9 protein-coding genes and 1 pseudogene are annotated in these 9,813 nt (G+C 37.8%); 7 read left to right on the forward strand and 3 right to left on the reverse strand.

Translation table 11 applies throughout. The features are described from left to right. Positions 1-2: 2 nt before the first annotated feature. Together BMW36_RS11945 and BMW36_RS11950 are read left to right on the forward strand one after the other, a co-directional pair. Positions 3-806, forward strand: a complete 804-nt coding sequence (locus BMW36_RS11945; RefSeq protein ID WP_089741381.1) for an NAD kinase — start codon at positions 3-5, stop codon at positions 804-806. 33 nt (positions 807-839) lie between these two features. Further along, on the forward strand, positions 840-1,715 hold the full coding sequence (locus tag BMW36_RS11950; RefSeq protein ID WP_089741416.1) for an RluA family pseudouridine synthase: 876 nt from the start codon (positions 840-842) through the stop codon (positions 1,713-1,715). On the opposite strand, the gene prpE is transcribed toward BMW36_RS11950, so the two are convergent. Together prpE and BMW36_RS11960 are read right to left on the reverse strand one after the other, a co-directional pair. Continuing rightward, entirely contained in the window at positions 1,712-2,467 is a 756-nt protein-coding gene (gene prpE / locus BMW36_RS11955) for a bis(5'-nucleosyl)-tetraphosphatase PrpE (RefSeq protein ID WP_089741383.1), read from the reverse strand. The genes BMW36_RS11950 and prpE overlap by 4 nt on opposite strands. A gap of 18 nt (positions 2,468-2,485) precedes the next feature. Then, positions 2,486-3,676 carry an FtsW/RodA/SpoVE family cell cycle protein gene (locus BMW36_RS11960; RefSeq protein ID WP_089741385.1) on the reverse strand — a complete coding sequence of 397 codons (1,191 nt, stop codon included), beginning with the start codon at positions 3,674-3,676 and terminating at the stop codon, positions 2,486-2,488. Positions 3,677-4,037: 361 nt separating this feature from the next. Here BMW36_RS11960 and mgtE point away from each other — a divergent pair, with 361 nt between their 5' ends. From mgtE to BMW36_RS11980, 4 genes are all read left to right on the forward strand, one after another. Next, entirely contained in the window at positions 4,038-5,411 is a 1,374-nt protein-coding gene (gene mgtE, locus BMW36_RS11965) for a magnesium transporter (protein ID WP_089741388.1), read from the forward strand. A gap of 5 nt (positions 5,412-5,416) precedes the next feature. After that, positions 5,417-7,261, forward strand: coding sequence for a monovalent cation:proton antiporter family protein (locus BMW36_RS11970; RefSeq protein WP_089741389.1), 1,845 nt, complete (start codon positions 5,417-5,419; stop codon positions 7,259-7,261). A gap of 101 nt (positions 7,262-7,362) precedes the next feature. Continuing rightward, positions 7,363-8,142, forward strand: coding sequence for an enoyl-ACP reductase FabI (fabI, locus tag BMW36_RS11975; protein ID WP_089741391.1), 780 nt, complete (start codon positions 7,363-7,365; stop codon positions 8,140-8,142). Between the two features lie 85 nt (positions 8,143-8,227). Continuing rightward, positions 8,228-8,620 carry a thiol-disulfide oxidoreductase DCC family protein gene (locus tag BMW36_RS11980; protein ID WP_089741393.1) on the forward strand — a complete coding sequence of 131 codons (393 nt, stop codon included), beginning with the start codon at positions 8,228-8,230 and terminating at the stop codon, positions 8,618-8,620. 39 nt (positions 8,621-8,659) lie between these two features. Here BMW36_RS11980 and BMW36_RS11985 read toward each other — a convergent pair. Continuing rightward, a pseudogene (locus BMW36_RS11985) lies at positions 8,660-9,523 on the reverse strand (BCCT family transporter); the annotation flags it as partial. 103 nt (positions 9,524-9,626) lie between these two features. On the opposite strand from BMW36_RS11985, the gene BMW36_RS20195 reads away from it, so the two are divergent. Further along, on the forward strand, positions 9,627-9,813 hold a 187-nt coding region (locus BMW36_RS20195; RefSeq protein ID WP_139180313.1), incomplete at its 3' end, for a transposase family protein.

The raw sequence follows: 9,813 nt of genomic DNA on the forward strand, positions 1-9,813 counted from the left end.
ACATGCGTTTTAGTATATTATCAAAAGGGGACCAGAAATCAGATGTTATTAAGGGCCGTATGGAACAGTATTTAATGGATTTTTCTCTTGAATATGATGAGAAAGAACCTGATCTGGCTATTTCCGTTGGAGGAGATGGTACATTCCTTGAAGCTTTTCACAGATACCAGCACAGGCTTGAGGATACCGCATTTATTGGTGTACATACTGGTCATTTGGGTTTTTATGCAGATTGGTTACCAGATGAAATAGAGAAATTAATAATTGAAATCGCAAAGAACCCATTTGAAATTGTGGAATATCCTTTGCTTGATATTATCATTCATCCAGCAAGCAAAGGGGAAACAAAGCGGTTTTTAGCATTGAATGAAGCATCTGTAAAATCAACGGACGGTACAGTTGTTATGGATGTGCTTATTAAAGGCGCACATTTTGAAAGATTTAGAGGTGATGGTCTATGTATTTCTACACCTTCTGGCAGTACGGCATATAATAAAGCACTAGGTGGAGCCATTATCCATCCTGCATTAAATGCTTATCAAATAACGGAAATGGCATCAATCAATAATCGGGTATTCCGTACAATTGGCTCCCCGTTGATTTTACCAAAACATCACGTTTGTGAATTAAAGCCGCTGCATCACCATAAAAGCTTCTTAATTACAATCGATCATAATACGGATTCCTATTCCAACATTGATACAATTGAATGCCGCGTCTCAGAAAAAAAGATTCGTTTTGCAAGATTCCGGGCATTCCCTTTCTGGAAAAGGGTACATGACTCTTTTATCTCTGATGAGCGTTAAAACAGCAAAAGGGGTAAGTAATAAGTGAAATGGATGATAACTGAACAGCATGAAAACATTTTATTAAGGGAATATTTGATTGAAGTAAGGGGATTCTCGAAACGAACGCTTGCGACTGTGAAACACAAGGGTGGAAAGATACTTGTGAATAGTATCCCCAGAACAGTAAGACATATATTAGCAAAAGATGATATTGTTGAAGTTATTTTCCCGCCTGAAAAAAGAAGTGACTATATGATAGCTGAAGCAATTCCACTATCCATTGTTTATGAGGATGATGATGTGCTTGTAATTAATAAGCAGCCTTATATGGCTACAATACCATCCCGGCATCATCCATCTCGTACTTTAGCCAATGCGATTCTTTACCATTATGATCAGCAGAATCTGCCATACACTGTGCATGTTGTCACAAGATTGGACAGGGATACGTCAGGTTTGCTGCTTATCGCTAAGCATCGGTACAGTCATGCAATTATGTTCAGAGAGCAGCAGGCAGGTCATGTGAACAGAAAATATCAGGCTGTAATCGAGGGAAAACTTGAGCCGGAAGAAGGAAGAATCAGTCAGCCTATTGCCCGCGATCCCCATTCTATATTAAAGAGAATAGTGGAACCGGCCGGACAGGATGCTGTAACGAATTATTGTTCATTGGAAACCTGGGGTGACTATTCCCTTGTAGAAATAAAACTGGAAACAGGGAGAACCCACCAGATACGAGTCCATATGGCATATATGGGGCACCCTTTAGCGGGAGATAGCCTGTATGGCGGAAACCAAAAATATATTGACAGACAGGCCCTTCATTGTACGGAGTTATCTTTTTCCCATCCAACGACGCAAGAAACAATGCGTTTCACTATACCGTTGGCAGAAGATATTGCTAAAATAAAAGAAGCAGCACATTAATTGTCTGCTTCTTCATCATATTTCGAGAATTTCTCTTCGACAAAAGGTTGCTTTGAAGGGACTGAAACTGTTTCTTCTTCAGGCAGCCGAAAAGCGGTTAATTTGTTACCGAAGACACACCCTGTGTCAATATTAACTGTTTTGTTAATAAAACGCGGAGCAAGAACAGGTGTATGACCATATACAATCCACCTGTCTCCATTATAATATCTTGCCCAGTCTCTTCTAACAGGCCTTCCATCAGGAAGTGTTTCTCCTGTAATGTCGCCATATAAAACGAATGTCTTTACTTTGTTTCCCTGTTTTCCAATATAGTCTTCTTTTATGCCTGCATGAGCAATAACAGCATTCACTTCAGCAATCTCCATATATAGAGGGGATTTCTCGTATAATTCAATCATCATTTGCTTTGCTTCCTGCTGTTCCTTTTTTGATAACTTTGTATATTCGGCAACCGTTGTTTCAAGCCCGTGCTGTTGTTTGACATTATTCCCCAGGAAATAACGGTACAGTTTGTTACAATGATTTCCTGGTACATAAAAGGCGAATTTTTGTTTAATTACTAATTGGTAAACGTATCTGACAACTTCGAGAGATTGTGGCCCTCTGTCAGTAAGATCCCCTACAAAAGCAAGCCTTCGATCATCAGGATGGGTAAGATTTTCTCCTTCCCTTCTGTATCCAAGTTTCTCGATTAGTGATAAAAGCTCTTTATAGCATCCATGTATGTCACCAATGATATCTAATTTCATGCGTCAAAACCTCACTTTTTAAGATTCATCAAACATATATGTTTTTAGATGGTAATAAATATTGAGCACGATACCAATTGCCAGCATATAGGTCAATGTCGAACTGCCCCCGTAACTAATAAAAGGGAGCGGAAGTCCTGTGATTGGAAGCAATTGAATCGACATCCCAATATTCTGAAAAACCTGAAAGGCAAACATTCCTATAATCCCTGTAATCATGTAACTCCCGAATGGGTCATTACATTTCAGTGCGATATGGATGAGCCGGTATATTAATAAGAAGTAAATGGTAATGACAATACTTGATCCGATAAAACCGAATTGTTCGGCAATCGAGGTAAAGATAAAGTCTGTATGGTATTCCGGTATCTTGTATGCTACCTCGAAATCACTGACACCTTTACCTGACAGCTGCCCTGACCCAATGGCAAGCATTGCCCGTAATAATTGATAAGCATCTCCCTGACTGTTTTCGTCAGGATTAAGCCATGCATTGAACCTGTCACCAACATGCTGTAAATCTTTTTCATAGAGGAATTCATTTACCTGATCTGGAAAAGAAATATAAATAACAACGATGGAAACGACACTTATTAGTAATCCCCCAAGAATGGAAATAATAATTCTCCATTTAATCCCTGAAACAAGAATCATACAGATCGTAATGGAAGTAAGAACAAGAACCCCGCCTAAATCTGGCTGCTGTGTTAAGAAGAAGATTGGTACTAAAGCACTTAACCCGATTTTGGCAAGTAACCATAAATCCATTTTCACTGTATGTTCCGGATATTTTTCATTATGTGCAACTATAATATGTGCAAGGAAAATGATTAAAAATACTTTCATGAATTCCGCAGGCTGCAATGATCCGAACCCGGGTATCTGAAACCAGCCCCAGGCACCATTTACATTGTCCGCTATTCCAGGAGGGAAGTGGAAATACAGCATGAGTAATGCAATGACACCTAAACCGTAAAAGGCCCATGATACCTGTCTTAATCTGTCATAATCAAAGAACATTATAATAACGACTGCAACAGTCCCGACGATGTACCATTTAATTTGTGACATGTAGTAAGTGGATAATGGATATTTTTCTATTAGATATGGATGCAATGTATATAAAGTAAATATACTAATAACTGCAAGAGCAATAATAATTAGGATGAGTGTATAATCAATTTTTGAATTTGTATTTTCTTCTGCCATATAATAATTACCTTTCCTCTAAATATCTTCTTATAATAGTATAGTGTATTATCGGGTTTTTGAAAAACAAAAATATTAACATTGCAAAAATTCGTTTGATTAATTACAATATCTGCACAGATATCCTGAGTGAAGGAGTAACTTTTCTTAAAAAGAATGTAAATTAAGCGTAATTATTTTGATGATATGTTATTCTTTAAATACTAAAAAAGAAAGTTGTTGAGAATTGTTCTATACATACAGAATGTGTTGGGTATTAAAAGACCTAGGCGAATCAGCGAATGTATAATACCGGAAAGATAGCGCATCTGCTAAAGAAGTGCGGATGCGGGTTTTTCTAATGAGATCGGAGGCGTATATGATGGAACACTTAGAAACACATGAAAGGATGCAAATGTGGGAAAATATCCAGCAAGCTTTGGTTAATGAACAAATCGACCAATTCAGAGCTGAATTTTTAGAATTACATCCATATGACCAGGCAAAAATATTCGAGGAACAAGAAGAAGATATACGCTTTCTTATATATACTTATTTATCACCAGAAGAAATGGCAGAGGTTATGGAACATGTCGACAGGGATTTGGTTAGTGAGTTTATTTCAGAAATGGTACCAGCTTTTGCTGCAAAAATATTTGAAGAAATGGCAACAGATGATGCAGTTGATATTTTGAATGAACTGGAAAAAAATAAGGTAGCAAGTTTCTTGACCATTATGGAAAAAGAGGCTTCGGACGAAATTAAGCAGTTACTTCATTATGAAGAGAAAACTGCTGGTAGTATTATGACAACGGAATTTGTCGTCATCCATCATGAAATGACCGTAAAAGAAGCAATGCGTCATTTACGAAAAGCGGCTCCAGATGCAGAAACTATCTATTATATTTATGTTGTTGATTCATATAAGAAATTAGTCGGTGTTATTTCTTTAAGAGACTTGATTATTGCGGAAGGTGACTGGATTATTTATGATGTAATGAATGAGCGGGTTGTATCAGTTCCTGTTGGAGAAGGTCAGGAAGATATTGCTCAAATGATGCGGGATTATGACTTTCTTGCGTTGCCTGTTGTAGATTTTCAGGATCACCTGCTTGGGATTATTACAGTCGATGATATTATGGATGTCATGGAAGAAGAGGCTAGTGATGATTATTCCAAATTGGCGGGTATTTCAGATGTAGAACGGTTCGGGGATACTGCTGTACATGCTGCTAAGAAAAGACTTCCATGGTTAATTGCACTATTGTTTCTCGGGATGTTTACTGCAAGTATAATAAGCAGATTTGAAACAGCATTGGACCAGGTGGCATTACTGGCAGCTTTTATTCCAGTTATTGCAGGGATGGCTGGTAACACCGGAACACAGGCATTAGCAGTTGCAGTAAGAAGTATTTCCACGGGTGATATGGATAAAATCGGGAAGGCATCTGTTATCTGGCAGGAAGCGAAAACAGGTGTAATTACTGGAACGACATGCGGTGTTCTCATTACAATTATTGTAGCATTCTGGTATGGGGAAATTTACTTGGGAATCCTTGTCGGTATATCTATAATGGCTACGCTAATTGTTGCGACAATTGCTGGTGCATTTGTGCCGCTTGTCATGCACCGCTTTAATATTGATCCGGCTGTTGCATCAGGACCGTTTATCACAACATTAAATGACATCATTTCCATGTTGATATATTTTGGTTTAGCTACAGCATTTATGAATTTATTAATTGGGGGAGGTTGAAATAGATGGAACATGGAGAATCAATTAGTTCATTAGTAATTGTCGTTATAGCTGCTTTTTTAACACCAATATTATTGCACCGTTTCCGCCTGAAGATGATTCCGGTGGTAGTTGCAGAAATTATTGTAGGCTTAATTATTGGACAAACTGGTTTTAATTTAGTAGAAGAGAGTAACTGGTTAGAAACATTGTCAACATTAGGTTTTATCTTTTTAATGTTTCTTAGCGGTCTGGAGATAGACTTTTCTTTGTTTTCAAATAAAAAAAGGCGCAATCAAACGGAAAATAAAATGCCTAACCCTGTGAAAATAGCAACATTAATATTTTTAGGAATATTCATATTATCGTTTGGTCTCTCTTATTTGTTCGTATTGTTTGGTTTTATAGATAATGTATTCCTAATGACATTAATTATCTCTACTATCTCACTGGGTGTTGTTGTACCTACATTAAAGGAAGCCCAGGCAATGCAGACAACCGTTGGGCAGACAATACTGCTGATAGCAGTTATTGCGGACTTAGCAACAATGATCCTGCTGGCTGTGTTTGTATCGTTTTATGGAGAAAGTTCAGGGAATATGTGGCTGCTGCTCATATTATTTGCTGTTGGTGTCCTGCTTTATTTTGTCGGGAAACATTTCAGGAATCAGTCATTTATTGAGACAATGTCCAAAGGAACTATTCAGATTGGAACAAGAGCTGTCTTTACTCTAATCATATTTCTTGTTGCACTGTCAGAGTCAGTTGGGGCAGAAAATATACTTGGTGCCTTCCTTGCAGGAGCCTTAGTTTCTCTTCTAGCACCAAATCAGGATCTGGTCCAAAAATTAGATAGCTTTGGTTACGGGTTCCTTATCCCGATTTTCTTCGTAATGGTAGGAGTGGAACTAAATTTATGGGCACTTTTTGATGAGCCGAAAGTGTTAGCATTAATTCCATTGTTATTTATCGCATTGCTGGTATCCAAAGTAATTCCTGTAGCATTACTAAAGAAATGGTATGATACGCATACGGTAATAGCTGCAAGTATGCTGCTTACATCTACATTGTCATTGGTAATAGCTGCAGCAACAATTGGAGAACGACTCGGTGTTATAACAAGTGAAATGAACGGGGCACTGGTACTTGTTGCTGTACTTTCATGTATTATTACTCCGGCATTTTTCAAGAAATTCTTCGTGAATAAGGAAGAGACAGAGTATGTTGAATCGATTGCGTTTATCGGAATCAACCAGGCAACGATACCTGTTGTAAGAGAGCTGGATCCGAATGAATTCGAAGCACATCTCTTCCATACAAGACATGATAAGATTGAAGATAAGCAGACACGATCCATCTTTGATATTAACTTATTGGACAAATATGATATATCAGCATTGCAAGCTGCTGGCGTTTTTGACCATGATATAGTTGTTGTCTCGACAGGTGATGAAGAAAAGAATGAGGAAATTGCAACATATGCAAAAAATAATGGGGTAGAGCGTGTGATAGCAAGAATAGAAATTCCAGCGATTGAAAAGAGGCTGAATGAAATCGGGGTAGATGTATTCTCTGTTCTCTTATCATCCAAAACATTACTGAAAGCATTAATAGAAGCGCCTCATGTTGTAAATATTTTTACACAGCAGGAATCGGCACTTTATGAAATCAACATGAATAATGAACAGTATGATGGGACAATGTTACGTGAATTCCCGTTTACCGGAGATGTAATTATGGTCAGGATTTTCCGTGGCAAAGATTCAATTGTACCACATGGTGATACTGAACTCCTTATTGGAGACAGGTTAATTGTCACAGGCTCCCATGAGTATGTCGGAGATTTGCAGCGATTACTCGAATATGTGTAAATACATCTTCTTTAGAAAATGATTGAGATAACTTTCCAAGTTAGATAAAATAAGTAGCAGGTACTAATAACAAGTTACATATTTATTTAGGAGGTTATGGGATGAATTTTTCTTTGGAAGGCCGCACATATGTTGTAATGGGTGTTGCAAACAAACGAAGCATTGCATGGGGTATCGCACGTTCTTTACATGAGGCAGGAGCTCGGTTAATTTTCACCTATGCAAATGATCGATTCGAACAGCCTGTGAAAGACTTAGTTTCAACATTAGATGGACAGGATGCGTTATTTTATGAATGTGATGTTACGGACGATCAGGCTGTGAGTAATACTTTTACCAAAATCAAAGAGGATGTTGGTACAATTCATGGTTTAGCCCATTGTATTGCTTTTGCAAATAAAGAAGACCTGCAGGGGGAATTTGTTGACACGAGCCGTGATGGGTTCCTTTTGGCACATAATATTAGCGCCTATTCACTTGTAGTCACCGCAAAGGCAGCTGCCCCGCTAATGACAGAAGGTGGCGGTATTGTCACATTAACTTACCTGGGCGGAGAACGTGTTGTGAAGAACTATAATGTGATGGGTGTTGCAAAGGCAAGCTTAGATGCAAGTATGAAATATTTAGCTAATGATTTAGGGAAACATGGAGTACGTGTGAATGCAATCTCTGCCGGACCTATTCGTACCCTTTCCGCGAAAGGAATTGGTGATTTTAATTCCGTCCTAAAGAAAATTGAAGAAGAAGCACCTTTACGCCGTACAATAACACAGGAAGAAGTGGGCGATTCTGCATATTACTTATTAAGTGACCTTTCACGCGGAGTGACTGGTGAAATCATCCATGTTGATGCAGGATATAATATTTTAGGCTTATCCTAATTATCAAAAAGAGCTGATCTGATGATCGGCTCTTTTTTAATTACCTTATGCTTCTGATATAATGTAAAAATAGGGTGGTGATCTATTGAAAAGAATCATTTTATTCGATGGTGTCTGTAACTTATGCAATTCGTCTGTGCAGTTTGTTGTAAAACATGATCCAAAGATGTTTTTTCAATTCACCTCACTTCAAAGTGAAAAAGGACAGCAATTACTCAGAGAGTACCAAATTCCTTCAACCGTTGAAAGTGTTGTATTGATAGAAGGAAGCAAATATTATACAGAATCAACTGCAGCTCTTAAGATTGCTAAAAAATTAAATAATTTGTATCCATTATTGTTTGGGCTTATTATTATTCCGAGACCGGTTAGAAATAAAATTTATCGGTACATTGCTCGTAATCGTTATCGCTGGTTTGGAAAACGTACCAGCTGCATGCTGCCTGGTACAGAAGACAGAAATCGGTTCTTACAATAAAACCCTCTTATTGCAAAATGCAATAAGAGGGTTTTTTTATTATCTTTGTTCTCTTTTCTTACGTTTTAACGTATAAATTCTTGCTTCTTCTCTAAAAGCTTTAATAATGGAGAAGACCATCAGAATCATGATAATCGCAAATGGAAATGCTGCAATGATTGAAGCGGTCTGCAATGCTGTTAACCCGCCTTGCCATAACAATACTGCTGCCGTACCAGATTGAACGAGTCCCCAGGCTACTTTTACTTTCATATCCGGATTCAACTCTCCATTTGTTGTTTGCATACCAAGTACAAATGTAGCTGAGTCAGCAGATGTGATAAAGAAAGTACTAATTAATAAAACGGCTAGACCAGCCATTACTCCTGATAATGGGAAATTTTCCAATACTGTAAATAAAGCTGTTTCCGTACCTAATTCAGCCATAACTCCAGCAATATCAACTCCCTGATTCATCTCAAGGTGAATAGCTGAACCGCCAAAGACACTAAACCATAATGCCCCAAAAATAGTTGGAACAAGTAAAACTCCTGTTACAAATTCACGAACAGTACGTCCTTTGGATACTCGCGCTATGAACATTCCGACAAAAGGTGCCCATGCAATCCACCATGCCCAGTAGAAGATTGTCCAGCCTTGCAGCCAACCGGCATTTTCCTCATTGAACGGTGCCATACGGAAACTCATCTCAGGTAAGTTAGAAATATATCTTCCTAGAGTTGTTGTAAAAAAATTCATAATAAAATTGGTTGGTCCTGTAAATAGCAAAAAGAGCATTAACAGAATAGCCACAACTACATTGGATGTACTCAAAAACTTAATCCCTTTGTTTAGTCCGGTTAGAGCAGACAGCATGTAAAGTACTGTTACAATCACTATAATTATCGGCTCTAAAATATATGTTGGGGTAAAGAGAAAATTCAAACAAATTAAAACACGCAATCTCCTAATTTTGTTACACTTTGTTTAGACCAATAAACAAATCACAAAAAGGAGATGCGTGTAATTGAATTCTAACATTTCTTTACCAGGATTAGAAGGGGTTATCGTTACAAAGTCATTCGAACAAGATGGCAATTACCAACTTCATGTGGAATTGGAGCGTGTCCCTCATCATTGTCCTAGTTGTAACCAAGTAACAGAAAAAGTGCATGATTATCGAATACAAAAAGTGCAACATCACCATATTTTCG

The sequence above is a fragment of the Gracilibacillus ureilyticus genome (genome assembly GCF_900111195.1).
GTDB lineage: Bacteria > Bacillota > Bacilli > Bacillales > Amphibacillaceae > Gracilibacillus > Gracilibacillus ureilyticus.

Excerpts from the sequence above, each read along its gene's own strand:
- BMW36_RS11945 (WP_089741381.1), top strand. The coding sequence starts at position 3 with ATGCGTTTTAGTATATTATCAAAAGGGGACCAGAAATCAGATGTTATT.
- BMW36_RS11950 (WP_089741416.1), top strand. The coding sequence starts at position 840 with ATGATAACTGAACAGCATGAAAACATTTTATTAAGGGAATATTTGATT.
- prpE (WP_089741383.1), bottom strand. The coding sequence starts at position 2,467 with ATGAAATTAGATATCATTGGTGACATACATGGATGCTATAAAGAGCTT.
- BMW36_RS11960 (WP_089741385.1), bottom strand. The coding sequence starts at position 3,676 with ATGGCAGAAGAAAATACAAATTCAAAAATTGATTATACACTCATCCTA.
- mgtE (WP_089741388.1), top strand. The coding sequence starts at position 4,038 with ATGGAACACTTAGAAACACATGAAAGGATGCAAATGTGGGAAAATATC.
- BMW36_RS11970 (WP_089741389.1), top strand. The coding sequence starts at position 5,417 with ATGGAACATGGAGAATCAATTAGTTCATTAGTAATTGTCGTTATAGCT.
- fabI (WP_089741391.1), top strand. The coding sequence starts at position 7,363 with ATGAATTTTTCTTTGGAAGGCCGCACATATGTTGTAATGGGTGTTGCA.